Here is a 25,999-nt window from a genome sequence, read left to right as displayed (position 1 = left end):
CGCTTGGCGCAGGCCGCCAGTCTCGCCGAACGGTCGAATGAAGGCGGGCTGCGCTGAATCGGGCCTTGTCCCGGACTCGCCGATTCGAATACGAAACAAGGAGACCAACCATGAGCGTCGAAGAGAATACTTCGATCGTAAAGGATTTCTTTGCCGCACTCGGTCGCGGCGATCGGCAAGCACTGCTTGCGTTGTGCGCCGAAGACATCGAGTGGATCATTCCGGGCAAGGACTGGGCGCTGGCCGGCACGTACCGCGGGCACGCCGGATTGACGGGCCTACTTCAGAAGGCTGCCGAAGCGACGCAGATTTCCTACCCGGCGCCCCCGGAGTTCGTAGCGCAGGGAGATCGGGTTCTCGTCGTCGGATTCGCCGAGGGGACGGTTAAACCTACGAACAAGACGTTCGAGGATCATTGGGTCTTCGCAATAACCGTTCGAGACCGAAAACTCACACGCATCCGGGAATACATCGACACGCAAGCACTGGCGCGGGCCTCAAAGATGGAGGGCCTGAGCTTTTAGCTGGTCCAGCCGTTCTACGGACCTGCGTAAAACGCTATTCCGTCGGCGTCACATCTTCCTTCACGCCCCGGGCTACGATTTTCAGCGCGCCGTCCGGCAGCGGGCGCTGTAGCTTCAGGGCCTCCTCCGCCGGCGCGGTCATCCAAGTCTCGACCTCGTCCGGCGTCGTCAGGATCACCGGCATCGCCTTCGGGTGGATGGCGAAGACTTCGGCGTTGGCATCCGTCGTCAGGAATCCGTAGAGGTCGTTTGTCGTCTCGCCCTCCTTGACCTTTCGGACCGACGTCCAGCTCGTCCAGATGCCGGCGAAGCAGGCGAGCGGGCGGGTCTCATCGAGCGCGAACCAGATGTCGCCGCCTTCGGCCTTGTTGAACTCGCTGAACGAGTTGAAGGGCACCACGCAGCGGTGCTCGGGGCCCAGCCAGCGCGTCCAGTGTTTGCTTTTCACGTTGCGGATGTTGGTGGTGCCGCCGTCCGGCTCCATCCGGAGCAATTCCTTGAAGTCGACCGTCTTGCCCTTCGCTTGCAGCTTCTCCGCGCGCTTCTTGGTCGCCTGCAGGAGGGCTTGGCTCGAGGACGGCATGCCCCACCGCCCGGTCGCGAGTTCCCGACCATTGGCGCCGTTCCGGACGATTGGCGCCTTGTAGTCGGGAAAGACACCCGGCATTGGCGCGAGGTTGCCGACGTACCGGTTGACGACGCGAAACAGGGCGCTGATCGCGGCTTGGTTGGTGGTGATCGAATACAGATTGCAGATGTGGACGGCCCCCCCACTTGTCAGGATGGTAGCAGACTTTTGACCTGATCGCTTGCTGTCAGATGTCCGGCCTGTTTGCGCGGACAAGGTCCGCTGGCCAAGATGGTGTTCGCTACGCACGCTCCAAGCACATAGGCGACATTGATGATGCCAGTGTAATCTACGGAAGCTCGCGCGTATTGACCGATCGGTCCTTCCATCTACCGCGTCCTGCAAGTTCGTGGGCTATCCGCTGAGCAACCTCTCTCGCGGCGCCGATTTCAGATCAGACAGGCATGGCGGCTATCGGCCGGTTATACACTCCGCCCGATATCATCAAGCGCCAAGCGATGCGGGCGAACTTGTTAGCCAACGCCACCGCGACCAACTTCGGCGGCTTTCGCTCCAGCAGCGAAGCGAGCCAGGGTGTGGGCTTGTGACGACCCTTTCGGATGTGCCTCAGCAGCGCGGTCGCACCGACGATTAACGTCGATCGGAGCGCTGAATCTCCGGCCTTTGTGATGCCGCCATGTCTTTGCCGGCCTCCAGTTGAATGATCCTTGGGCGTCAGTCCGAGCCAAGCCGCAAAGTCACGGCCCGATCTGAACGTCTCTGGCGGAGGCGCCTTCATGCTTAGCATGGCAGACCCAATCGGACCGACGCCGGGAATCGTCGCAATACGCCTGCTGACGTCATCCTCGCGGTGCCACTTCATCAGCTTGGCCTCAATCTTTGCTAGGCGAGCTTGGACCGCGGCATACTCCTCCGCCTGAAGGCGAAAGAGGTCTCGTGCCATTTCCGGCAAGCTGTCATCCTCGAGCACCCGCTTGATGAGTGCCGTGACGTTCTGCCGGCCGGCGGGGCCGACGATGCCAAACTCAGCTGCATAGCTCCTGAAAGCATTGGAGAGCTGCGACTTCACGCTGACCAGGCGTTCCCGCACGGTCATCAACATCCAGGCCGCTTGCCGTTCCTTTGACTTCACCGGTACAAACCGCATACTCGGCCGGGTGACCGCCTCGCACAATGCCTCGGCGTCGGCCGCGTCATTCTTACCGCGCTTCACGTAAGCCTTCACGTACTGAGGTGGGATCAGCTTCACCTCGTGACCGAACGACTGCAGCAGGCGCGCCCAATGATGTGAGCTGCCGCAGGACTCGATGGCGACGAGAACCGGTGGAAGCCGCTCGAAGTAGCGGATCATCTCGGCTCGCCGGAACTGGCGGCGGACAACCACCACCTCGTTCTCGTCGACACCGTGAAGCTGGAAAACCGACTTAGAAGTGTCCATACCGATACGAACAGGAAGATTCATCAGACTTTCCTCTCATCTAGCCGTGACGCTGAGAGCGCCATAGAACCGTGGGGATGAGAGGCCGTCCACACCAGCACATCGTCAGGTCTCCGGGGCGGCCTGGCGAGGGCGCTGCGCCAACTGTAGCAGCGTGGCAGCAGGCCGGCGATTAGCCTTGGCGCATTTGCTGCAGCGAAGTCGGCTCGCCAAGTCATGGACGAAGGTTGTCGGCGGATGGGACAGCGCGGCCAAGTCGACGTCCCGCTTGGTCTTGCAGCGCGAGCATTCGATTTCGAGCCAGGGATAGCCACCGTTGACGGCTTGGTCGACGGTCGGCGATGGATCGATAGGCTCGCCGTCGCTCCACATCCTTTCGTTCCAGGATTCGGCGAGCAACTTGTCGGCCTGACGGATCAGGGCCTCGCCTTTGGCGCGGGCCTCGGCGGCTTGGGCGGCGAGGATGCCCGTCATGGCGCGGGCCCGGCCGAGCTCCTTCTGCAGGGCCTTGCGGTCGCCGCCGCTAAGCGGGGTGGGATGGTGCTTCGGCGCCACGGCCGGCCGCCGTCAGTCGTATGACGGCCAGCAGCCGTCTTCCTCATGGCGCCCGGTCCGCTCAGAGCACGTGTTGTCCAGCAAACGTTGGCTGACGTTCCGCCAAATCGAATCCCGACCATACAGGCGAATCGCGTCGACCTTCTGGATCTCAACGGTGCGACCGCAACGCCGGCAGCCCACCCTCAGCAGATGCTGAGGAATTTGGTCCAACCGCAGCGAGCGTTCGGGCTGGCGGCCTGGCAAATGGGCCTCGTCGGTGCGAGCGTCGGCTAGGAGCGCCTGCCAATATTCGGGCGGGAGGTCGTCGTTCGGAGCCAGCGCGCGCGCAGGAGGTATCTTTCTGCCGACGGCAGCGGCCATCTTCTCCATTTGGGCTCGGGTCGGCATGCGCCAGCTCGCGGGTCGGTCGGACATCGCTGAATTAGAACATAAAGAGAACAAATGTCGAGTCCGATCGGGCGATGGAATTAGAGAGATCCTAATCAGGATGCCAGCTGACCACTTTGCTCCCGGGCGCATTCGGGACACGTGTCGCCAAGCTCGTCGAGGACATTTCTTATCAGTGCCATGACGGCTTCATCGGAAAGCCCGACGAGTGGATCGCGACGCGCGATCCCCAAGGCACGCTCTCTGGCATGGGGGTCGGCGCAGTCCTGCATCCAGCCGTGCTCCTCGCATTCCCGGATCGCGCCAGCTTCCTTCAAGATCGAGAGAGCCCATCCTCGGGTCGGCTCAGCCTTCAACGTGTGGATTTTTATCGATGGCTCGACGGCCTTCGCGATCTCACAGAGGTGGCGGTGATGAGTGAAATAAACTACCTGGCCTTTGCGGGCCATCGCCGCCAGCAAACGGAATGCCTCTTCCGCCCGAAAATCGTCGAATGTCTCCATCACGTCGTCGGCAAGGAACGGCGCTGGAGCGCGGGTTCGGGCGAATTCATGATAGCCGGCGACCCGCAGCGCCAAGTAGAGCTGAAACCGCGTCCCCTTCGACAGTTCGGAAGCGATCCTGGAGCTACCATCGACTCCCTTCGCGATCAGAAGCTCGCTGCCGTTCGAGGGCTGGGTTAGGAGTTCGGAATAGGCGCCCCGACTTATTAGCGCGAATGCCTCCGACGCTCGAGCCATCATCGAGCTTCGATGACGGTCGCGGTAAGCTCGGAGCGCCCGCTCGGCTGCCGCTATTCCGAGCCTCAATTTGAGATACTCGATGGCACGGTCTTCCATCGTCATCAAGACCGTGCGCCGCTTCGATTCAAGAACCGCGACCGCAGCATCGCCTCCGACAGCGGCGATCCTGTCTTCCGCCCTGTTGCGTGACGCGAAACGTTCGCGGCTTCGGCTATCCTCGTCCTCAAACCGCGTCTTCAATTCGATCAGTTCGGCTTCCAGCGAGCCTCGTTCTACCGCGTCGAGCGCATCCTCGGCCTGCTCGATCGTCTCGACCTTCAATCCTTTGAGGATCTCCTCGCGCGCCTGGCTCAGACGCGTCTCGATATCCGCCCTGCGAGCAAGCGACCGGAGACGACCGTCAACTTCCGCCAAGGAATCCGTTTCGAAGTGGTTCATCATTACGCTCGCCCGGCTCTGCACCTCCGCCAATTCGTCTGCGGCCGATCGGGCTTTGTCCTGCTCGGCCGCAAGCCGCGCTTCGATTTCGAGCCGACGATCGAGCGTCTTCGTCGCGGAGGCGACGCAGTCAACGATGGCATCGCAGCGCCCTAGAACGTCCGGAGGGTTCGCAGGCAGGCAGATCAGATTCGCAAGATCCTCCACCTCGGCCCGGAATCGAGTTTGATCGCGCTCCATCTTGGAGATGCGATCGGTCAATTCGGCTTTCTTCTCCAGCGCCGACCCCAGGTCGATCAGCGCTTCCAATGTTTCTCGCACTACGGCCATCGAGGGTTCACCCCCGCCTTCGCCGAGCCAGCAAGCCAGGCAAGCCTCTCGCCATGCCGTCTTCCATGATCGCTCTGCCGACCTGGCATGATCGAGGCTTCTCTCGCGAGTTTTCAGATCGCGAGCTCGCGCTTCGGCGATCGCCCGCAAGTTTCTGGCGCCGGCGGCACGGTCCAAAGCGGCTTGGCCTGCAGCCAGGATCGCGGCCATGTCGTCGCTGCGCGAGATCTCGACGCCTGCCGCACGGATGGCCTCCGCGATCCGCTCGCGCGAACCGGCCGCATCATCCTGCGAGCGCCGCCATTCCCGTTCGGCGGCGGTCAGTTTTCCTTCCGCGTCGATCGCCCGGTCGCGCTTCTGCATCCACAGATTCAGCCCGGTAAGACCGATCGCCTCTTCAAGCCCATTGCCGATAGCGCGAGCGGATTCCCCGATCTCGCCGGCCAACGTCGCGCGTCTCCTGAGGCTTTCGTCCAATCGCCGACGCGCCTGCTCCCTAGAAGCCCCGGCCTCGGCCAGATCCAAAAGCGCGCGGTTCATATCCGCGATGCCGGCTGCCTGATTGGATCGCTGCTCTGTGACCAGATCGAGCTTCCGCATCGCGGCCTCGAAGTCGGCCGCGGTCGTCGCGTCAAGAGCCTTCTTGTGGACCGCCCAAGCGGCCTCGCGCGCAGATCTGGCATCACCCGCTTCTTGGTCGCTTATCACGCCTGCGGCGGAGCGTAGGGCTTCGATCTTCGCTTCGAGGCGTTTTACGTCAGCATCGAGGCGGTCGAATTCGCCTTGCCGAAGTGCGATTTCGCGCGAAAGATCCGCTTCAGTCGCAATCCATCGGCGAAGCTGGTCCGGCGTCGGCACCGGGACCGAACGGAGCTCGTTCCTGCCTCCCGTCCAAGGAAGCAGTTCGATCAGGCAATCCTCGAGTTCGTCGGCACGCTCTGCGCGAACGCGATCCGCCACACGCAGCCGAGCTGCGTCGTCGGACTGGCGGGCGCTCGCGATGATCGCCGTCAATGTCGCCGTGGTCGCGTCATCCAGTCCGGCGCCTTGTTCGCCAACCGCCGCCTCGGCTTCCGAAAGGGCGTCGGCGGCCTTCGCGAGTTCGGCTTCGGCCGAAGCCAAGGCCGCATCGACGCCCGATCGCTGCTCCATCAGATCGCGGAGGCATCCCATCACGGGGGCCGACAGAACGAGCCGCGCGGGATTCTGCTCCGATTCGTAACCGATGAGAGCCAGAACACGTGCGATCGTTTGCTCGGCAAGCCCCAAACTGAGGCGGCGTTCCGGAAGGTCCTTCTCGGCCATGATGTACCGCGCCCGCAAATCCGTCAACAATTCGATGCGGCTCTTCAGTCCGCAAGCCGAAGCGTTCACGACGAGACCTTCGAGCTCCTTTCGCAGATCTGCGATGGTTTCCGCGACCGATTGCGCCTGTGCCGCCAATCTCGTCTGCCGCATCGTCAATGCGGGGAGATCCTGGCTCCAAGACGCGGGCGCTTCGCGCAGGGACGCGAGAGGAAGAAGCTCGGCGCGGAGGGCGCGAAAGGACTGGAGCCGCGGCATGGCGTTAATGAGCCGTTGCACTTCCTCGATCCGCGCCTGCGTCCGGCTCCGTTGGGAGAGAGCTTCGGCATAGGCTGCGGTTGCCTCGTCGCGCTCTATGACGAGGCGAGCGTATTCGGTTGCCAGCGTGTCGATCCGCTCCCGTTCCACCTTGAGGGCTGCCAAGGTCTTCTTGAGCTCGGCGAGGATTCCCGCTCGTCGACCCGGCCGGAAGAAGGCATCCGCCTCCTCCTGTGCGGAGCTTAGTCGATCGCTCAGATCTGCGAGCCCGGCGGTGGCTGAGAACAACAGGTGGCCGAGATCGCCCTTGCTGGCCAGGATACTCTCTCCGCCCGCCTCGAGTGTCTCGTCGTCGAGGCAGAACATCGTCTGATACGCGTTGCGATCGAGGCCTCCGAGCTCGCCGACAAGCAAGGTGTCGGGAACGGCGTTGCCGGCTTCATCCAGCAGGCTGTTGCTAGAGCGTTTGATCCGGGAGAAGCCGCGGACCCTTCCCGAGATTTCGATCTCGGCTTCGATCCGCATCGTCGCATAGGGGTGAAGAAAGTTGAACCTGCTCTGCGGCGGGATGCCGTAGATCATATCCGTGCATGCCGACATCGCCGTGGATTTCCCGGCCTCGTTGGGCCCATAAACGATGTGCATGTCGGGTTTGTCGACGGCTGGCTCCCCGAAATCGATGAACGCGTCCGTGAACTTGCCATATCGGCGAAGACCTAGCTTGCGAATTCGCATCAGCGCGCTCCGCCCGCGTCGCCGGCCGCAAGCCGCGCCAGAATTTCTTCGGCCCCCTCACCGGCCAACCGTTCGACGAGCTGGGCCAGCCCGCTATCGTCCGGGACGATGTTGCGCCGGCATTCCGGAGGCAACTGCGCGATCAGATCGTTGACGACATCGTTGGCCTCTGCTCGGAACCCCTCGGATCCGACGACCTCGTCGTTCATCGTCCTCCGAAGGTCTTCGACCGGGTCGGCCTCTCCCGCCGCGATGGAGACAGGCCGCCGGCAATCGATTTCCAGCTTTTCGATCCATATGTTGCCTATCGACTCGGCACGGGCTTCGGCCTCCGTCCGCAATAGGTCGGCATCGCGACGTATGTTCCAGGCCAAGGGCGTCGTACCCGAAATCGCGAGCCGAGCGACGAGATGGTCGGAGTCGGATCGGGCCGCGGCGTCGCGAAGCGTCGTCTCGAGCCTTGCGACAAGATCGGACCACGATGCTACTCCCGAAGAATCGATGCTGACCCGCTCAAATTGCGCCAGACTGACGATCCGTTCGTCGAGGACGCTCGAACCGTCGTCAAGCACGCTTACCAGGGTCACGGATTTGGGCCCACCTTCGCCGATATCCCGCCCCTGCGGGATCCCGGGCATCACGATGGCGCAGGATCCTTCCGTCGCCGAGCGCTTGTGGATGTGTCCGAGAGCCCAATAGCGGAAACCGGAATTCAACAGATCGTTCGTACTGCACGGGGCGTAGACGTCGTGCGGCGGCGATCCGCCCAAGCTGGTGTGCATCAGTCCGATGTTGATGGCGCCATCGACCGGCGGACGGTATTTGGCGAGGAGGCTTTCGGGCGCTTGCGGTTTCGCGAAGCTGAGGCCGTGCATCACTATCGGCCGTTCTCCGCGGTCGCGCCTGATTTCGATCGCTTCGGCCCGTCCACCGAACAGGTGCACGTTCTCGGGAAAAACAAGCTCCTTCGTTATCCTGGAGAGGGCATCGTGGTTGCCCCGGATGATGAAGGCCTCGATGCCAGCAGCCTCCAGGCGGCGAAGTTGCTCGCCGAGAAAGCGGGCAGTCTTCATCGATGTCTGATCGCCGTCGTAGAGGTCTCCGGCGAGCAGAAGCGCCTGCACCTTTTCTTCGAGGCACAGATCGATGATACGCGTGAAAACCAGACGGCTGGCGTTACCGATGAACTCGGCCAGCGCGGGATCGCGCAGGGCGAGCGAGCGCAAAGGCGAATCGAGATGGATGTCGGCCGCATGGACGAAACGGTAGGCAGTCATCTAAGAACTCGCATGCTTTTCGAATCGACGGAGTTTACCGCGGCCGGGAATCATCGGATCCCTTCACGAAAGAACGGGATGTCGACGTCCTCGATATCCCCAGTCTCCGGGAATTGCTCCGCCGTCCCGTGAAAGCTAGGACTCTGCAGTACGCGCGACCTCTCGAGCGAGATCGACGGCCATCTGGAAGCGAACTCGCGTAGGCTCGCGAAGTCGTCCCAGTTTGAAATGGTCCGCCATTCTGTAGAGGATGTCGTCGTCCGACAGCCGCACCCGGATGAATGGCACGGCAAGGCTTGCAAGTTCGGCGACAGGTACGTCGCCATGCGATCGAACATCCGGCTCGCAGTTGCGATAGGTGACGATTCTGGAAGCCTGTCCGTCGTCCCAAACCACCGTTCTGCCATCGTCTTTCGTGCGACGATACTGCTTCCCGATGACCTTGGCGACGGCCCTTTGTATCCGATCGCCTGACCGCTGAAATCCATGCGCACGGGCGATCCGCTCGATAAGCAGGTCCTCATATATCGGCGATTCGTGTCTCAGGACGTGCGCGACCATACTTTGCAGTACGGTTTCGTAGCCTTGATCGTAGAACCTCGAAGCTTCCGGCTTCAGTCCCAGTTCCGAGAAATTCGTCGCGGAATATTCGGTCCCGTTGCTCCCTGCCTCCGTCGTCGCTTCCGATCCGAAACGGAAGCCCGACGATCCGATCCTCGGCAGCGTCGGGGCCGGGCTGCCGTTCCCGACGTCAGTAGGATGAATTTCTCCGGGGCTTTGATCCAGCCTGCTGACGATCTCGCAGATGCGTTCGAGATACCTGTTCTTTTCGGCGGGATTGGTGCCCTGCCTAAGATAGCCGGGCACCTTCTCGAACCACTCTTCCGGATCGGCGAACCTTTGGCGGACGAACGTCTCGATCATGGCATCCCGAAGGATGGACCGGTTCGGATCCCAGTCGGCGGTCTCGGTCGCTATCACGTGGCTGCGGAAGTGATTGAGAGCCAAGAAGCAGTCCTGCTCGGAGAACGAGCCGGGCCCAACTAGAGGCGAAGCCTCGTCGGACGTTCCGGTAGCACCATGGTCGTTATCCTCCGTGGACGGCGGATACGATGTCTCGGCCGACGATCGGTCGGTTTCCTGCCCCTCATCCTGGCCGACGCGTTGCGTTTCGAAGCGGAACTCGAACTCATCGACGCTGCTCGGCGGCCTTATTCGGAGCGCTTCAAGTTTTTCGACGAGCCGCGCCGTCTGTAGGCTCGGATTGTCGAACCAATCGGTGGACCAAACCCTGAGGATATCCCAGCCCTTGTCCGTGAGGACCTCCTCCCGAAGCCGATCCCTGTCGCGCGCGCTCTTGCTGGAATGATATGTCGCGCCATCGCATTCGATGCCCGCCAGATAGCGTTCCGGGTGATCCGGGTGCCGCACGCCAAGATCGATCCTGTAACCGGAGACGCCGACCTGATAGTCGACGACGTAGTCGTGCGCGCGCAATCTTTCCGCGACCTCCACCTCGAAGTCGCTATCGGATTCGGCGTCGTCGCCAGGCATGGTCGAGACGCGACCGCGGGTCTCCGCGTATTCGAGGTACTTCTTGAGCGTATGGACGCCTTCCGAACTGTCGGCCGAAGGAACGACGTCGGCCGACCCAAAGGAGGTGAACAATCCGATCCGCATTCGTGCACGCGAGAAGAGGACGTTCAATCGCCGATGGCCCTGTTTGCTGTTGATTGGGCCGAATCGCTGCTTGACCGCCGTGCCGCCCGGCTCGCGCCCGTACGTCATCGAGATGAAGATGAAGTCCCGCTCGTCTCCCTGGACGTTTTCAAGATTCTTGACGAAGAATTCCTCACCCCTGCTCAAAACCTTGTCGAGGTAGAGGTCGACCAGAGGGTCGTCGGCGCGCAGACGGTTGAATTCCTCCCGGATCAGTTCGCGCTGCTGGAGATTGACGGCGACGATACCCAAGGAAGGGATCTTATCTTCCTCAAGCCCTGCATAGTGTCGCATGAACGATATGGCCTCTTCGACGATACGGCTCGCTTCGGCGGGGTTGCATCGGGCTTGGAAGGTGCCGTCCACCCTGATCAGATCGATAGAAAAGGATTCGGGCTTGGAGGCCGGGAACGTCACCAGTTCTCGGCGATAGAACTGCTCATTGGAAAACCGTATCAGGCTTTCGCATCGGCTGCGGTAGTGCCATCTCAATGGCCGCCGATACCCGAAGGTCTTTTGGCAGCTTTCCAAGATAGACTCGTCGTCGAGATCTTCGAAGTCGTCGTCCTCCTCCGGGCTGGACTCGCCGGATCGAGCGAAGAAATCGGTGGGAGGAAGCTGCTTCGGATCGCCGACGACAACGATCTGCCTCGAGCGGAGCATGGCACCGAGCGCGTCTTCGGGGCGCATCTGCGAAGCCTCGTCGATCACAAGGATATCAAATGCCAGAGACCCTGCCTTGAGGAATTTCGCAAGCGACAGCGGCGACATCATGAAGCACGGCTGCAGGGCTTGGATCGAGCGCCCCGCCTGAGCCAGCAGCGTTCGGACCGGGACGAATCGCTTCTGTTTCTCCAATTCATTCCGCAGCAGGGCCATCTCGGTCCAGATCTTCTTCTTGCCGAAATTCGTTCCAGCCATGGGCTGCCGCTGCAGGAGTTTCGCCTTGATGCGAGTTCGATCATCGCGGATTTTCGCGCGGTCCTTGTCCGCGAATTGCCTACGGCGGTTTTCCAGGGAGGCACCGGTATTCGCGTGCAGGGCTTCCGAGGACCTCTTGGCGAGCTCCGCCCCGCGGTAGGCCAGCACGGCTCCCAGCAGTTGCGTCAGACGACCGGGGTCGATCCGGCGCTGATCGGCACAATCGAGGAACTCCTTCAATCCCAACGACTCGAGCCCCCGCCGCTCCCTATAAAGGCCGAGCAGTTCGCGCAGCTCGTCCCGATGCTGAAGGAGCTCGGCGGTCACTTCCGAAAGCCTGCCCAGATCGAGTCGCGAGAGAGCTTTGATGCCGAACTCGACTCGGAGCCGATCTTGCAAATCGTCGTGTGCCTGCAGATCCGCTTGGACTTTCGAAGCTATCGCCAGCGTTCGCGCCCACGCATCGGACGCACCCGAGGAACTCAGCTTGCTGGAAAGAAATGTCGGCATCGGAAGGCGTCGCAGCGCCCCGAGCCAATCGATCGAGGCGAATGCATCGTCGATTCCGGCCGGTCCCCGCGATAATTCCTCTGCAGCATACTTCAAGGGCGAGGTGTCGAGTAGTCTTTGGACGCGGTCGCGTTCCTTGTGGAGCGCGGCAATCTCGGAGAGCTCACGCACCGATAGGTCGAACTTGCCGAGAAACCCTTCTTCATCGAGGTCCGCCACGCGCTTCATGGTGGCGATTTCGTCCGCCAGCATGTCGATCGTCAGATCGATGGAGCGCTCATCGAGCCGGCTCCCAAGTTTCGCGATCGTCTTCCGGACGGTGTTGGCAGCTTCCTCGAAGTTATGGAGCTGGCGGACGCCTTCAGGGTCTATTTCGATCAATCGCTGCGTCAGTTCCTGGCCGATCTGCTCGGCGAAATACTGCCTGGCTTTGATCCCGAATGCGATCTGATCGAACTTGGTGTCGAACCCTTCCCAGCTTGAGCCGAAGAGGTTTGCCGCGGCTTCGTCGTCGTCGAACGCATAGATCGACTCGACATGCGCAGCCAATCGGAGCAGGTCTTCGGCCGGCGCCGGCGCGTGGCTCAATCCAAGACGCGCGACGAGTTCGCGCGCAGGCTTCGCCGCCCCGCTGATCGTCGCGAAGGCTTTTCCCAGGCCCGATTTCTGGAAGATTGTCGCTGACGCCCTCAATTCCGCGGGGCGTGGCCATGCATTCGGACCGAACGTGGAAAGCCTCGTCCTCCAGCCACGTTCTTCGGCCATAAGATGGCCCCACCTCTCGCGGAGGGCTTCGAAGGCGGGGACGTCGATCTGCTGGTTCAGGTGCAGGCCCGACCGGTATTCGGCGGGAATTTTTGTCGATACGATGATGGCCTTAGCGATCGCATCCGTCCTGTTCGCCGGCCAATTGCCGTCGAGACGAAACAACTCGAGGACCGGATAAAGAGCGGTGAGTGCGTCCTTGATCTTGACATCTGCGTCAACCGTCTCGCGAGCCAGGCGGGTCAGCTCTGCCGGCGTGTTCTCGAAGAACGATTCGCGCAAGGGCATCGACCGGAGGTCCGTCAACCTCTTCAGGAACTCGGGATCGTCTACCGGAATTTGCGGCCGGCGCGCGATCATGTCGCTGGTTATGCGCAACTCTTTGGCCGCGGTGAGCGCGGAGGCCAACTGCACATGATCCAGAGGGGCGACGAGACCGACCGATTCCGGAACTGTCCGTCCGCCGAGATGCGCGCTGGTCTCGACGATGGCCCGCAGATCCTGCAGAGAGGTGACGTCGAAATCAATGTTCTCGGCGATCCGCGCGGAGAGCTCGCGGGAAGTGGCGGACAGCGAGACGAGTATCTGCATGAGCGCAGCGATCTGGGTGCTCTGGATAGAATCGATCTCGATGTCGTGCCATGGCGACTGAGCCGGATGTCCGAACGATCGGGCGAAGTATTCGCTGGATCCCGCGAAAAGCGAGAGACTGGCCTCCGCGTCGGCGAGCATGCTGGGGCTGTCCAGCAACTCCTCCGGTATCTTCACGGCTCTGAAGGCATCGACGGCCTCCGGCGCGGCAGCGGATTCTCGCAGCGCCTTCCAGATGAGATCGAAGGGCGTCTGTCCGCCTGGCCGATGGCTATGAAGGGCTTCGAGGTACTTCGCGATCTCCTTCCGATTCACGTGCCAAGAAGCGCTTTGGGGCGCGGGCGCGCCGACCGGCGCAGTCTTCAGCCGCTTCTGGAGACCTTCGAGCACGACTTTCGGTGAAGCCTTGTCCGAATGAAGCTCGAGGCAGAACTCGCCGAGTCCTGCGCGCTCCAACCGTCTCTTGACGACCTCGAGCGCGGCTTGCTTCTCCGCGACGAAGAGGATGGTCTTGTTCGCGGCTAGACCGTTTGCCACGATATTGGCGATGGTTTGCGATTTGCCCGTGCCAGGCGGCCCTTGGATGACAAGGTTGCGGCCCTTCATCGCGTCGATGACCGCGCTGTGCTGCGAAGCGTCTGCATCGTGGATCAGGAAGGGCGCCGACGCCTCGATCTGCGGATCATCGATCAGATAGTCGTCCGGGTCGCTCGGGATGAGCGCGATGTCGCCCTCGAAGCTCTTGTCTGCACCCTGCAAGATGGATCCGACTAGCGGATGGACTGCAGGATCGACTGGCCAATTTGCAGGATTGAGGTCGGCATAGACGGCGAACCGACCGAAGGCGAAATGACCTAGGACGAGCCATCGTCTTATCTGCCATCGTCCGAGATCCTTGATGGCCTCCTGCACCAGATCGAGATATGCTTCGATAGAGCCCAATCCTTCTTCGTCGCTACCTTCAAAAGAAGGCAATTTTCGGTGAAACTCCGTTTCCAGCAGCTTCTGCAGACTGAGATTCGACTCGGCGGACGATTCGGTCGCCGACAAATAGAACGAATTGCGTCCGTAGGCCTTCCTCACCTCCAGCGCGACAGGCAGCAAGAGCAAGGGCGCGAACGCCTTCTTGTCGGAATTGTCGGATTCGTACCATTCCAGAAAACCGAACGACAGGAATAGGGTCGAAAGCCCCATTTCCTGCTCCGACAATCGCGCATCGGCAACGACCTTCTCCAGCACTCGCTCCAGCTCGTCAGGAAACTTGAGCGTCTGGAGTGCGGCGTCGCTATGCGATGGCTTCGCCTTGAGGCGTCCGAGTTCCGGATTGGGATCGATGTTCGATCGGCGGGCGTGCTCCGCGCGGTTGATCTCGGCCTTCTTGGGCCGAGGAGGCAAATCGAATTCCCTTCGGATGTGATCGCGAAGCTCGCGCTCAAGCTTTCCTAAGGACGAATCGTCGTCGCGTCCGGAGCTTTCCAGAGCTTGAAGCTTCGTCAGATATTCCAGGTTCGAGACCTTCGCATGCTCGAGCGCTGCGATGAACTCCTCGGTCTTCTCTTCGGGCGGAATATCTTCGGGCTCTTCGAGAGGGTCGATCCTCAGGGAGGCATCTTCGCCGGCGAGCTTCCTGTAGACCTCCTCCATCACCTCGTCGACGATCTGAAGGTGCCGTTTGGATCTCGCGCCGAGGCTGTAGTTCAGCATTCGGTTCTTTTTAGAAAGATCCAGGAGCTTTAGTCGGAGGCGGTCGTATAGCCCAGCCAACCGAAGCTCCTCGTTCGGCTCGTCGAGAACAGTCAACGAACTTCCCCCCACTGAAAGAGTGACCATTACCAAGAAGGCTCTTCCGCGGACAACCGTTTCGTGCACATCAAAAGGTCTACAACATCCCCCGCTGATCCATAGGGCCTTCGATTTTGCGCCGCCGAACGGGAGCCAAGCCCAGTTCTCCGACACCTATCGCGACGACCAAGCCAACTTTGCAAAATGCCTAGACGACAACGAAGGGCCCGAAATCGCCTTTCTTCATGTCCCAGTGCTTTGGCCGCTCGGGCCGCCGTCGTGTGCTTGTCGGATCATGGATGTCCGGCGACCTCCTGGCCGGTATCATGGGAAGGTGGCTTGGCGCAGGGCTCGTCGAGTTCCAAATAAGCCGAGGCCAGCGAATCAAGAATGACGTCGTCGGCAGCGGCGGCCCGACCGGCTTCCCATGGCTTGGCGCTCGTCACCCCGATTCGGCAGCGAATACTGCCTGTCCTCATTTTCTCCGACGAGGGCCGCCTCCCACGGCCCATGACGGTCGGAGTACTAACACCGTCAGTGGAACGACACGGTACCTAGACACACGTACCCCGCGGTGCCCTGAAGCGCTGCGGCCGTGCGAACTCAGGGTACCCATCGTTTGGAGCCCTTCGGTTTCTTCCAGCCGAGCGCCTTGGCCACGGTTCGCTCCACGAACTGAAAGACGTTTTCCTCGTTGTCCGAGGCCGCATCTTTGGCGGCCTGGATTAGATCGGTCTGCATGTACACCAGCAACGCTTTCCGCCCGTCTGTACGCTTGGATTCTGTCGGCTTCGCCGATTCAGTTGCGCCCGCCTTGGTCGTCTTCGCCGCCTTCGCCATTTCAGTCGCACCTTTCTGAAGTCGGCCCGGATTCTAACAGGACGGCTGCCTAGTGCTAAGGGGCGGTAACCATAAAGCTGTTGATCGGCGGTACCGGATATCCAATAGATAGCTAATAGATATCTTTCAGATATCTTTTACTTGACTTTCGGTGCGTCTTGTGATCTAAATCTGAGACGCCAAGACGTTTCATCTCTGACATGGGAGAATTTGCTGCCCCCCGGTCGGCCCCGCGCAAGTCCGCGAGAGGCGACCGCTGTTCGCCGTTTTCATTCGACGAATATCAGCGAGGATAGATGCAGAAGAACCTGTTCATCAGCCACAAAGCCAGCCGGGCAATTCCCTTCACCAGCACGGTGACACGCGATCTCCTCATCCAGGCGACGCTCGACGGCGATGTGCGCCGCGTCGAGTATCAGAACAAGGTGATCATCGACGAGCGCATCGTGCCCGTACAGGGCATCATCGTGGAACGCTTCGATGGCCGCTTTGCCATCGACATCGTCGACGCCCGTCCGGTCCACGACCCGGTGGCCGAGGCCCTGACGCAGCTCGCCTTCGCCCGCAAGTGCCACGGGATCATCGAGATCAACGCCGCGGACGTGCATGCGGAACCGCGGTGCTCGGCGGCGCGCGACGTGTGGAGCCACCACGCCGTCCGCGTCCACGCGGATGATCGCGCGGCGATCCGCGAAGCCTTGGAGATCGGCGGGCCCGTCGGGCTGGCCCAACTCATCGGATCGGTCGCCACGCGCGGCGACGCCCGCGCGGTGGTCTTCGCGCTCGCGTGCGAAGGGGCGGTCGAATTAGACCTCCACGACGGCATCACCGAGGACCTGATCGTGCGGTCGGGCCACACCGGATCCGCCGTCGCTCTCCGCGCATTCGGCGCATAATCCTCGCAACGTCCGAAGTACGCGGCTGTCCCGCGCGAGCACGTCTCGCGCGGGACAGCCTATTTGCCGTGCGCAATTCCGCGTGCATCGAACGTCCGCGGATCGGGCCGCTGGCGCCCTAATCCTTGTACCGCCACGTCGGCGACATCCGACCGCCAAGCACGTCAGGAGTATGATGACCAAGCAGAAGGACGACGGCGCAGAGACCGCCGGCCAGAAGGCGTACGAGATCCGTCGGTCCGGAAAGCGCGGCTTCGCAGCGCTTGGCAGGGCGGTTGCGGCGCAAGAGCAGAGAAGCACGAACGACGAGACGGACGTCGCGGAAGATAACGAAGGATCCGTTGTCCCGGTCCCGAATGAAGAGGAGGACATGGCGTCGCGCGAGCGCCCGGACCCCGCCCGCTGCATCGTAGAAGCGGTGCTGGATACGGCGCTGGACGACGACATGCGGGCACGCCTGTCCGGCCCCGAGCCGCTGGCTGTCATCATCCGCGTTCCGGCGGCCGCCTGGGTGGCGCCGGTCGAGACGGCCATCGAGCGCCTGAACCCGAAAGCGCGGGTCTATGCGCGAGACGGCTCCAGCAAGTCGGGGCACAAGGCGGAGGTCGGAAACGGCGAGGTCGCGGCACATCTCGCGAAGGGGCGAATGGTCGTCGGCATCGCGCCGTCGGTCGCGACGCTTCCTCGCGTGCTCGCCGCCGGGGCCGACATCACGATCGACCTGAAGATCGACGGCGGGATACTCGACCGCGCCATCGCTCTGTTCGTCGGCGACACCGTCGATCCGCAGCGGATCGACGGTCTCGGGACCCTCGACCTGCACGACATCGTGTCCGGCTTCCGCGCCGGCTCGAGCGCGGCGGAGATCGTCGAGCGCATCCGTCGCTCCGCCAGTCGCTTGTCTTCACCGCGCACCGATCGCCTGCCTCGGATGGAGGATGCCGTCGAATATGGGCGGGCCCGCGACTGGGCTCTGGCGCTCGGCCGGGAGTTCGCCGACTACAAGGCCGGAACGCTCAAGTGGCATGAAATCGGGGTCGGAACGAACGCGCTGTTCGCGGGGCCGCCGGGCCTCGGCAAGACATATTTCTGCCGCGTGCTCAGCGCTCACCTCGGCATCCCGCTTGTCGCGACGTCGATATCCGAACTTTTCGCGACCTCGGCCGGATATCTGGATTCCGTGATCAAGGCCGTGCGCGAGACCTTCGCCAAAGCCGAATCTGGCGCGCCGTGCGCGATACTCTTCGACGAGATCGACGCTCTGCCCACGCGCGCAGCCCTGCACCAGGACGCGCGCGCGTCCAGTTGGTGGACTGCCGTCGTCGCCGAATTCCTCACTCTCCTGGATTCGGCGGCCGGCGGCGACCGCCCCGGCGTATTCGTGTGGGCAGCGACGAACTACGCGGACCGCGTCGATCCCGCGTTGATACGCCCGGGCCGCCTCGACCGCGTGATCGCATTCGCGGCTCCGGGGCCGGACGGGATCGTGTCGATCGTGCGCCATCATCTGGCCGGGGATCTCGCGGACGCCGACCTGACGGCTATAGGCCAGATCGGCATCGGCAGAAGCCCGGCCGAGCTCGCCGCAGCGGTCAAGGTCGCTAAGGGCGCCGCGCGCACGGAAAAGCGCGCGGTCCGCGTGGAGGATCTGATCGAGGCCATGGCGCCGCCCGTCGATCTCGACGCTTCGACTCTGCGGCGCATCGCGGATCACGAAGCCGGTCACGCGGTGACCGCCTTCGCCCTCGACGAAGAGGAGCTGGTCGCTATCGACCTGGTGGGCGATAGCGGCGCGTTCGGTCGCACGATCTTTCGCCGGCGGCGGAGCATCGAGACCCGCGCGAGCATCGAGAACCGTACGATCGTCCACCTCGGCGGGCGTGCGGCGGAGGTCGTCGTCTACGACGGCGACTGCGCCGCGAATGCCGGGGGAGACGAGTCGAGCGACTTGGCCTTGGCGACGAGAGCCATCGCCTCGTTGCGATTGTCGACCGGTCTCGGCGGGGGGCTGGCCTATCTCGGCGACCCTCAATCGGCGATGGACCTCCTGCGGATCGATCCGAATCTGCGGCGACTGGTCGACCAAGATCTCGTCCGCCTCCACGAAACTGCGGTCACCATCGTCCGCCGGCATCGCGCAGCGCTCGACGCCATCGCCTCCGTCCTCGTCGCGAAGCGGCACCTGTCCGGCGTCGAAGCCCGCCGGATCTTCGCGGACCATCCTCCCGCGCCGGGATGACGGCGCCGCCACGCGCTGCGGGGCCGGCCATCCATCAACAGCAATCGGGGGCAACATGACCGATCGTTCGACGACCACCATCATCCACCGCCCGAACGGCGGGCTCGGAGGCTATCGCGTGATCTCCGACGGCGCGAGCCGCGTCGTAGTCCACGCGTTTCCCATGAGCGATCTGGCGTCGGTCTCCGGCGCGGACCTGCTGGCGACGCCGGGCAGCTACCTGATGACCGACGGGCGCGTGGCCTACGTCGGCGAAAGCAATCGGGTGTCGCGTCGCCTCGCCGATCATTGCGCCGACTCGTCCAAGAGTTTCGGCCGCGACGTCTTCGTCGTCACCGGCTGCGACGACAGTTCGTTCGACAAGGCTCTCGGCCTCGACTTTCAATTCCGATTGACGCGGGAGGCCATCGACTGCGGCGTCGTGACGGTGGCGAAGGGATTGAACCCGGTCCAGCCGCGAATGACGGCTGCCGTCCGGGCCACCCACGACCGCGTGTACGGCGACGCATTGCGCCTGTTGTACGATGCCGGTTGCAGGATCTTCGTGCCGGCTGGATCCGAGCCCTGCCCGCGCCAGCCACCACCCGCGGCGGAGAGCACCGGGGACTCGGTCGATGGCGGTCCGATGTCGATCGGGGTTACCAGCGCGCCGCTCGGGGCCGACGAGTTCGAGATGCGGTATCTCGGGCTCTGGGCTCGGGGCTACTGGGCCGCCGACCGTTTTGTCGTCGCCGCCGGATCCGAGGTCAGAGAGGAGACCAACGGCTCGGTCGATGCGCTCACGCGGTCGCGTCGCGACGAGCTGTTCGATGCGAAGGTTCTGTCGGCGATTCCGGGCGTCTCCGACCGGCGTCGGCTCGTCGCCGCCGTCGCCTTTCCGTCGACTTCGATCGCCGCCAAGATTCTGTGCGGTGCCCACACGCCCGGCAAATGGGTGCCGGTGAACAAGGCCATCTGGTTGGCGCCCTAGATCACCGATAACCGGAGGCCGCAGCGGCGCGGGCCGGGCGTGGCGGCAGGACTTTGCAGGGAGAGCGCGATTGGAAGCGACGGACGAGATGGAAGGCGCGGCCGCTTTGCTGGAGGCGAGCGGCCGGTACAGGATCCTGCGGCGCCTGGAGCCGCGGTCTTTCTACGACGTGTCCGACGGAAGCACCGCGCATCGCGGCATCTTCCTCGACGTCGAGACGACGGGTCTCGATCCGGCCACGGACGAGATCATCGAGCTCGCGATGGTGCCGTTCGACTTCGCGGACGACGGCCGCATCTTCGCCGTGCACGAATCCTTCGATCGCCTGCGCGACCCCGGGCGTCCCGTTCCGCGCGAGGTCACCGCGCTCACGGGCATCACCGACGCGATGTTGACCGGCGCGTCGATCGATCCGGTCGAAGTAGAATCCTTCGTCGCCGACGCCGAACTCGTCGTCGCCCATCACGCCGGCTTCGACCGGCGCTTCGCCGAGAGGTTCTGCGGCGCGTTCCGGGATCTTCCCTGGGCCTGCTCCTGGCGCGAGATTCCGTGGGCGCACGAAGGATTCGACGGAGGGAGACTCGGACAGCTCGCCGCGGGCTTCGGATTCTTCCACCACGGCCATCGCGCGGCCGACGACTGCCGCGCCGGCATCGATCTGCTCGCGCGGACACTTCCGGTCAGCGGCCGCCGCGCGCTCGACGTGCTGCTCCGATCGTCCCGCACGCCGGGCTGGCGGATCCGCGCGACCGGCGCGCCCTACGCGCTGCGCGAGACGCTGAAGAGAAGGGGCTATCGCTGGGATGCCGGCGGGGACGGCCGTCCGCGCGCCTGGTTCGTCGACGTGGCGCGCGACGCGATCGAGGCGGAACACGAATTCCTGCGCAGGGAGATCTACCGCCGCGCCGACCTCGAGATCGAGGCGCGGCGGGTCGACGCCTACGACCGCTATTCCGACCGCAGTTGACCGCGCGCGGGCAGGGCGCCGCGGGAACGGAGCCGGCGATGCTGATGGCAATCGGCCTCGCTGACGCCGCCGTGGCCCTTTTGGTGAAGAGTGAAGCCAATCGAAGGATTCGTTTGCTCGAGAAGGTGATCCTTTCTTCGAAAATCTGTGGAGCCGATACGATGGTCCTCGAAACGCCCTCCCGAAAAGATCCGGCCGTGCGCGACGACCGAAGCCGTGGTCGCCGCCGCCCGGAATTGCGGCGGGACCCCAGTGATTTAGGAGAAACCGAATTGATTTCGTTCCGTGAAGCGGTCGAAATATTCTGGCCGAACGGCCCCCTCTCGGTGTCGAGCCTGCGCACGGCCGAGCGCGATGGCCTCCTGGCCGTCGCCTTCATTGCCGGCAGGCTCTACACCACGAAGGCGGCGCTGCGCGAGATGACCCGGTGCGATCTGGCTTCCCGCCGACCGGAGAAACGCCGCTCGCTCGCCCGCGAGTTCGCCGACGAGCTGGTCCCGCCCCTCCGGAAATGATTTCTTTCTAGAGAGCGGCCGCGATCGTGTGCAGCGCTCTGGTCGGAACGGTCGCGGACCGGACGAGTTCGCCTCCGCCGGTCGCGGCGGCGAACCTTCCTTCGTCGAGGATGGGCCGCGATGAGGCCACGTTCGAGAAAGTCGCCGCATCGGATTTGCCGTCGTTCCTGAACCATCTCACGACGGCGGCGGATGGTCCATTCTTACCGGGCGGACCGGTCCAAATAAGCTTCAGGGCGGCCTCGCCCGCCGGATTGAAGGGACGCGCCATCGCGGACCCGAAGAACGAAGCGTCCTGGCCGCTCCTGACGGCGTCGATGCGCTCCTTCAGAAATCCTTCGAGGACGCGGCCGTTTCCCTTCGGCGACGTCCCGGGCAGGTCCTTGAACCGCAGCAGGGCCTCCAGGGCGTCGGTCGCGAACAGCGCGCCCGCCACGGCGATCATCAATCTCGCGGCGTCCAGCGAGCCCATCGCCGCGGCCCCGCGCCCGTAGCCCTTGAAGCTGATGTGATCGGCGGCGCGGATGCGTTTGAGCTGCAGTTGCACCCGGGGGCGACCCTCGCCGAGCGCGTCTGCGACGACGTTTCCGAGGGCGATCGAGGAAATCACGCGGGCGTTCCGGTGGGGCGTGTGGTTTCGAACCTAGGAAGGTGCCGGTCGCCGGTCAAGCCGTTTACTGGACAAACTTGGCCAGTGTTCTTAATTACCCACTGAAACCATTCGAAGTTAGGGAAAACGGACATGGAAGAGACGAGGGCGCAGGCAGGCGGTCCGGGCGGTACCGGGACGGCGGTCGCGGTCCGCGACCTGTTCGACCGCAGCGCGGCGTTGGCCGCCTTCGCCGAATTCGAACGCACCGTGGAGGATCAGGCGCAGTCGGCTCCGCCGCCCCGGATGCGCAAATTGCTGATCGTGTCGGGCGAGCGCATGCACGCCGGGCAGCGGCGCAGGATCCGAGCGGCCGACAGGGATGCCGAGCTCCATCCGGTGGTGCCCGAGAAGGCGGCCGCCTGGTGGCGCGACCGGCTGACCTCGGGTGCGGAGACCTTCGAGCAGTCGGAGCTGACCAGATACAAGACGCAGCTCCGAAAGGAAGCCGGGGCCGGGGAGACGCTCGTCGTGGCGGCGCTGCTCAACGCCAGGGGGCCTCGTCCCCCGGCGATCGGCTCGCAGGCAAAGATCGACTCATGGGAGAAGCGGGCGATCCGTTACGCGCGTTTGGGCTACTTCTTCGGCAACTTCACCTGGAACACCTGCGGCGAGGACGCCGTCGCGAAATATTGGGAGCTGTTGAGCGCGAACTACGGCGAGGTCGAGCAGCGCGACTATCTGTCGTACAGCACGATCCAGGGAGATCTGCGCCTGCTCAAGGCCTCGCTGGTGAAGTTCGCCGCCGATACGCATCTCGGCTGGATCCCGAACATCCCGATTCCGAGCGAGAAGGTGGTGCGCAGCGTCTACCTGTCCCGCAGCGAAGTGGCGCGGCTTCTGCTCGCGACGCGGGGCCACGTCTGGGACTCGGGCAAGGGCGATTGGGTACGCGTGCCGCTGAAGCGGAACGGCCAGCCGGTCCTGCGCGCCGACGGCACCCCCGTCATGGTGCGAGCGGTCAACAAGCAACGGAAGCGCCTTTTCCGCGGCATCGGGCGCATGATCCTGCTGTGCCTCTACACCGGCACGCGTCACGAGGCCGCCCTCAGCATGCGCTGGTCGCCGCACCACGAAGACGGCCACATCGATCTCGCCAAGATGCAGGTCCACCGCGTCGGCGACAAGGCGCAGCCGTCCCCGAAGTACATGCGTCCGACCTCGCTGCTCTGCGGTCCGATCCGCGCCCATGTCGGCGCGTGGGCCACGGCCGATCGCGTCGGCGAGAAGGATCAGCAGGACTACGTGATCCACAAGCGTGGAGGGGAGCCGTATCGCAGCTACGTCGACCGGCAGTTCGCGCGCGTCGTCGAAGCCGCGGGCCTCGACAACGACATCGTGTGGCACTCCCTGCGCCACACGGCCGCGACGTGGTTCGCGGTCATCGGCATGCCGATGCACGTCAGCGCCGGTCTTCTCGGTCTGGGCCTCGAGACCCTCATGAGCGTCTACCTGCACTGGTCGGCGCAGACGCAGGAGAACGCGAACGTCTACTGGAAGAACGACGGAGGCCGCCAGTTCCTCCGGCGGCTCGAAAGGAAGGGCGACTCATCCCCGCGGCGCCGGCCCGACAAGAACCGGTCCCCGCTCCCGGGCCGCCGCCGCGCGCGGCTCGATTCCGTGCGCGACCGCAAGTTGATCGCGCGGACCACTGGAGGGCCGCGGTGATCGGGCCGTCGCCGCCGCCCCTTCGCGTCATCCGCGCCACCCTCGATCCGTGGACCTGGAGGTGCTGCCGGCGTCTGGAGCCGTGGGAGCAGGCGCGGCTGGCCGTGGTGTCCGCGCTGCTGGCGGGCTACGACTTCGATACCGGGCAACTGCGCGACGTGACGCTGTCGGATCTGCGTGGGCACGGCGAGGACGTCTCGCTGCCCGGCCGCGGCTACCGCGCGCGCGTGCTGCCGCGCCTCGGCGGCGTCTCCCACGCCGTCGACCTCTACGCCGAACTGGCCGGGCGCGGCAAGGACGAACCGTTTCTGGCGCGCCGGCGCGGCGGTTACGATCCCGGCGCGGATCTCGAGCGCATCGACCGCTACGGTGACACCATCGGGATCGCGCATCTGTCGCTCTGCCTGAGGGCGGTCTTCCGCAGCTTCGCCAGGGCCAGCGACCGCGGCGACGGGACGCGCGATGCGCTGATCGGAATCAGCCCGCGGGGAAGGCTGACGGTTCGCGAGCGCCCCGACGCCGAGCATCTTCGCCGCCTCATGCTCGCCCATCCGCTCGCACCGGGGCGACCTTCGCTCTACGTGTCCTCCCGCCCGCGCTCCGACCTGCTCGAGGCGATACTCGCCTGCGATACCCCGCGCGCGCTGGCGCCCGCGGACGCGGCGGCGCTGGTCCGCGACAAGTTTCCCGAGATCCATGCCCTCTGGCGCGACGGCGCGTTCGTCGCCGAACGGGCGGCCGGCTGGCTTGGAATCACCCGCATGGCGTTCTTCCACGCCGCGGAGGAGTTCGAGAAGCGCGGACGGATGGGCGCCGTCGTCTCGAAGTTCGACGCCCGCGGCGGCCGCCTCGACGCCGCCGCCCGCAATCTCGTCGACGAGCTGTACGATCCCGAGCGGTTCAAATCCTTTCAGCTCTTCTTCGACTTCCTGCGCGGCCGGCCGGAAGGTTTCGGCTATTCGTACTCGGCCCTGAACCGCTATCTGCTCTCGGTCGGTGCGCGGCGCGCCCGCGGCATGCGCCTCGACCCCGAGGCGAAGACGCTGGCGTTGGCCGAGTTCGACCGGCTCGGCGGCATCGACAGCTACGCCGCGTTCCACCGCGAGATTGGAGAGCTCGGCTTCCGCTACAGCGAAGATTCGCTCAAGGCGTTTCTGCGCACCGAGAACCGCTTCGCCCGGCCCGAGCGCGCGGCCGCCGACGCCCTTCTGGCCCAGGCCCGCGCGGCCGCGCCGATCGGCGATCTGGCCGCCTTCCTGCGGTCGGCCGAGCCGATCGGCTTCAAATCTCCGATCGGAGCCATGCGCGAATTTTTCGCCAACGCGGGCATCGCCGTCGAGAGCCGGTTCGCGGCGGCCCCGCCCCCCGCCCATGCGTGGGACGGAAACGCTATGTCCGGTGAAGACCGCGCGCGCGTGCTCGCCGAGCACGGCCGCGGGGACTACGATTCTTTCGTCGAGCTGCATGGGCGTCTGCTCGGGGCGGGCGTCGAATTGTCCTACCTCACGCTTCTGAGGGTCATGCAGTCGGAAGGCATCGCGCCTCCCCCGAACCGGCCGCTCGACCGGCACTGGAGACCCAGGGTCCTCGCCGAGTTCGACGCGCGCCCGTGGCTGACCTACACCGAATTCCACGCCCATCTGGTCGGCCTGAAGTGTCCGCACAAATCGGGAGCGGTGCGCGAATATCTCCTGCGCCAGGGACGCACGCTCGACGATCCCCGTACCAGGGTCTGGCAGACGGCCCTACTGGAGGCGGCCCGTAGCGTTGCCCCTCCCGTCGACGCGAAGGCCCTCCACGACGCGCTGGCGCCCAGACGATGCCCGATGCGCCTGCAGGTGATGGTCGACTTTCTGCGCTCCCGCGGCGTCGACGTGGCCGCCTGAGCCCCGCCGAGCTTTCGGGTCTCCCGCCTCTCCGCCTGTTCGTACCCGCCGCCCGGTCCCGATCGGCGCGCCGCTTCCGGTCATTGTCCGATCGGTCGACGGCCGGGCTCGCGCCGCCGGCCATGTGGGCTTGTCGCCGAGAGATTGAGCGGCAATGCCGTCAGTTTGGGAGGCTACCATATTACCGTCGAAAGAGAAGCCCTCGAAATGTCAAAACCGGAAGCGACGGGCTTGCACGGGAATGCATGCCGAGTATTCGCAAGCATCGATCCGTACCGGAATTACTTGTGGTTGAGCACTATTTACTGGAATCGTCTTCCTCGCGCGCGCGCGCGGTAATACGTATAAATTCCGCATCAAACCAGAAAGATCCGCAATGTCAGATTGTTATGCCCCCGACCCTAAGACTGGTCGGGCTGGATCGGCGAACACGCGAATACACCGGACTGAAGTAGAACTTTCGGTTGAGCATCCGAAAACCTCCGGTTCGTCGAGTTAC

The 25,999-nt window shown here is 63.9% G+C and carries 17 protein-coding genes and 1 pseudogene; 8 read left to right on the top strand and 10 right to left on the bottom strand.

What is annotated here, in order from left to right:
• The first annotated feature begins 110 nt into the window (after window positions 1-110).
• A complete protein-coding gene (locus J4G43_RS02490; RefSeq protein WP_028149957.1) occupies window positions 111-524 on the top strand; it encodes a nuclear transport factor 2 family protein in 414 nt (137 codons plus the stop codon).
• A gap of 34 nt (window positions 525-558) precedes the next feature.
• Here the strand turns inward: J4G43_RS02490 and J4G43_RS02485 are convergent, their stop codons facing one another.
• The 9 genes and pseudogenes from J4G43_RS02485 to J4G43_RS02445 form a co-directional block, all read right to left on the bottom strand.
• A complete protein-coding gene (locus J4G43_RS02485) occupies window positions 559-1,281 on the bottom strand; it encodes an SOS response-associated peptidase (RefSeq protein WP_028149958.1) in 723 nt (240 codons plus the stop codon).
• Window positions 1,282-1,546: 265 nt separating this feature from the next.
• Window positions 1,547-2,575, bottom strand: a complete 1,029-nt coding sequence (locus J4G43_RS02480) for an IS110 family RNA-guided transposase (RefSeq protein ID WP_208083957.1) — start codon at window positions 2,573-2,575, stop codon at window positions 1,547-1,549.
• 81 nt (window positions 2,576-2,656) lie between these two features.
• Window positions 2,657-3,106 (bottom strand): hypothetical protein, encoded by a 450-nt coding sequence (locus J4G43_RS02475; RefSeq protein WP_028149960.1) that lies wholly within the window; start codon window positions 3,104-3,106, stop codon window positions 2,657-2,659.
• A 12-nt stretch (window positions 3,107-3,118) separates the two neighbouring features.
• Window positions 3,119-3,478, bottom strand: a complete 360-nt coding sequence (locus J4G43_RS02470; protein ID WP_224517676.1) for a hypothetical protein — start codon at window positions 3,476-3,478, stop codon at window positions 3,119-3,121.
• Between the two features lie 113 nt (window positions 3,479-3,591).
• Window positions 3,592-3,867, bottom strand: a complete 276-nt coding sequence (locus tag J4G43_RS02465) for a hypothetical protein (protein ID WP_175627494.1) — start codon at window positions 3,865-3,867, stop codon at window positions 3,592-3,594.
• Between the two features lie 2,895 nt (window positions 3,868-6,762).
• Window positions 6,763-7,305 (bottom strand): annotated as a pseudogene (locus J4G43_RS02460) (ATP-binding protein); the annotation flags it as partial.
• The gene (locus J4G43_RS02455; protein WP_208083955.1) at window positions 7,305-8,582 is read right to left on the bottom strand and encodes a metallophosphoesterase family protein; all 1,278 of its coding nucleotides are present in this window, start codon (window positions 8,580-8,582) and stop codon (window positions 7,305-7,307) included. The gene J4G43_RS02455 and the pseudogene J4G43_RS02460, both read right to left, overlap by 1 nt.
• Before the next feature lie 135 nt (window positions 8,583-8,717).
• Window positions 8,718-14,888, bottom strand: a complete 6,171-nt coding sequence (locus J4G43_RS02450; RefSeq protein ID WP_208083954.1) for a DUF3320 domain-containing protein — start codon at window positions 14,886-14,888, stop codon at window positions 8,718-8,720.
• A 585-nt stretch (window positions 14,889-15,473) separates the two neighbouring features.
• Complete coding sequence (locus J4G43_RS02445; RefSeq protein WP_049831727.1) at window positions 15,474-15,710, bottom strand: hypothetical protein; 237 nt, start codon at window positions 15,708-15,710, stop codon at window positions 15,474-15,476.
• Window positions 15,711-16,006: 296 nt separating this feature from the next.
• Between J4G43_RS02445 and J4G43_RS02440 the strand changes: the two genes are divergently transcribed.
• The 5 genes from J4G43_RS02440 (at window position 16,007) to J4G43_RS02420 (ending at window position 21,297) form a co-directional block, all read left to right on the top strand.
• Window positions 16,007-16,606: a hypothetical protein gene (locus tag J4G43_RS02440; RefSeq protein ID WP_028149964.1), complete on the top strand. Its 600-nt coding sequence runs from the start codon at window positions 16,007-16,009 to the stop codon at window positions 16,604-16,606.
• 175 nt (window positions 16,607-16,781) lie between these two features.
• Window positions 16,782-18,845 carry an AAA family ATPase gene (locus J4G43_RS02435; protein ID WP_166346683.1) on the top strand — a complete coding sequence of 688 codons (2,064 nt, stop codon included), beginning with the start codon at window positions 16,782-16,784 and terminating at the stop codon, window positions 18,843-18,845.
• Window positions 18,846-18,900: 55 nt separating this feature from the next.
• Window positions 18,901-19,815 (top strand): DUF4357 domain-containing protein, encoded by a 915-nt coding sequence (locus J4G43_RS02430; RefSeq protein ID WP_049831728.1) that lies wholly within the window; start codon window positions 18,901-18,903, stop codon window positions 19,813-19,815.
• A 70-nt stretch (window positions 19,816-19,885) separates the two neighbouring features.
• A complete protein-coding gene (locus J4G43_RS02425) occupies window positions 19,886-20,782 on the top strand; it encodes a 3'-5' exonuclease (RefSeq protein WP_028149967.1) in 897 nt (298 codons plus the stop codon).
• 38 nt (window positions 20,783-20,820) lie between these two features.
• Window positions 20,821-21,297: a hypothetical protein gene (locus J4G43_RS02420; protein ID WP_208083953.1), complete on the top strand. Its 477-nt coding sequence runs from the start codon at window positions 20,821-20,823 to the stop codon at window positions 21,295-21,297.
• A 7-nt stretch (window positions 21,298-21,304) separates the two neighbouring features.
• On the opposite strand, the gene J4G43_RS02415 is transcribed toward J4G43_RS02420, so the two are convergent.
• On the bottom strand, window positions 21,305-21,907 hold the full coding sequence (locus J4G43_RS02415; RefSeq protein WP_028149968.1) for a hypothetical protein: 603 nt from the start codon (window positions 21,905-21,907) through the stop codon (window positions 21,305-21,307).
• 132 nt (window positions 21,908-22,039) lie between these two features.
• On the opposite strand from J4G43_RS02415, the gene J4G43_RS02410 reads away from it, so the two are divergent.
• Entirely contained in the window at window positions 22,040-23,614 is a 1,575-nt protein-coding gene (locus J4G43_RS02410; protein ID WP_028149969.1) for a tyrosine-type recombinase/integrase, read from the top strand.
• Window positions 23,611-25,500 (top strand): hypothetical protein, encoded by a 1,890-nt coding sequence (locus J4G43_RS02405; RefSeq protein ID WP_028149970.1) that lies wholly within the window; start codon window positions 23,611-23,613, stop codon window positions 25,498-25,500. The genes J4G43_RS02410 and J4G43_RS02405 overlap by 4 nt, the downstream gene beginning before the upstream one ends.
• The last annotated feature ends 499 nt before the right edge of the window (window positions 25,501-25,999 follow it).

This window comes from Bradyrhizobium barranii subsp. barranii (genome assembly GCF_017565645.3).
Lineage (GTDB): Bacteria > Pseudomonadota > Alphaproteobacteria > Rhizobiales > Xanthobacteraceae > Bradyrhizobium > Bradyrhizobium barranii.
The sequence above is the reverse complement of the archived record's forward strand: the minus strand, read 5'-3'. Positions and strand labels throughout refer to the sequence as shown.

What these genes read in the sequence shown, in the direction of transcription:
- J4G43_RS02480 (WP_208083957.1), bottom strand. Translation starts at nt 2,575, where the DNA reads ATGAATCTTCCTGTTCGTATCGGTATGGACACTTCTAAGTCGGTTTTC.
- J4G43_RS02445 (WP_049831727.1), bottom strand. Translation starts at nt 15,710, where the DNA reads ATGGCGAAGGCGGCGAAGACGACCAAGGCGGGCGCAACTGAATCGGCG.
- J4G43_RS02410 (WP_028149969.1), top strand. Translation starts at nt 22,040, where the DNA reads ATGGAAGAGACGAGGGCGCAGGCAGGCGGTCCGGGCGGTACCGGGACG.
- J4G43_RS02490 (WP_028149957.1), top strand. Translation starts at nt 111, where the DNA reads ATGAGCGTCGAAGAGAATACTTCGATCGTAAAGGATTTCTTTGCCGCA.
- J4G43_RS02430 (WP_049831728.1), top strand. Translation starts at nt 18,901, where the DNA reads ATGACCGATCGTTCGACGACCACCATCATCCACCGCCCGAACGGCGGG.
- J4G43_RS02435 (WP_166346683.1), top strand. Translation starts at nt 16,782, where the DNA reads ATGACCAAGCAGAAGGACGACGGCGCAGAGACCGCCGGCCAGAAGGCG.
- J4G43_RS02440 (WP_028149964.1), top strand. Translation starts at nt 16,007, where the DNA reads ATGCAGAAGAACCTGTTCATCAGCCACAAAGCCAGCCGGGCAATTCCC.
- J4G43_RS02420 (WP_208083953.1), top strand. Translation starts at nt 20,821, where the DNA reads ATGCTGATGGCAATCGGCCTCGCTGACGCCGCCGTGGCCCTTTTGGTG.
- J4G43_RS02470 (WP_224517676.1), bottom strand. Translation starts at nt 3,478, where the DNA reads ATGGAGAAGATGGCCGCTGCCGTCGGCAGAAAGATACCTCCTGCGCGC.
- J4G43_RS02455 (WP_208083955.1), bottom strand. Translation starts at nt 8,582, where the DNA reads ATGACTGCCTACCGTTTCGTCCATGCGGCCGACATCCATCTCGATTCG.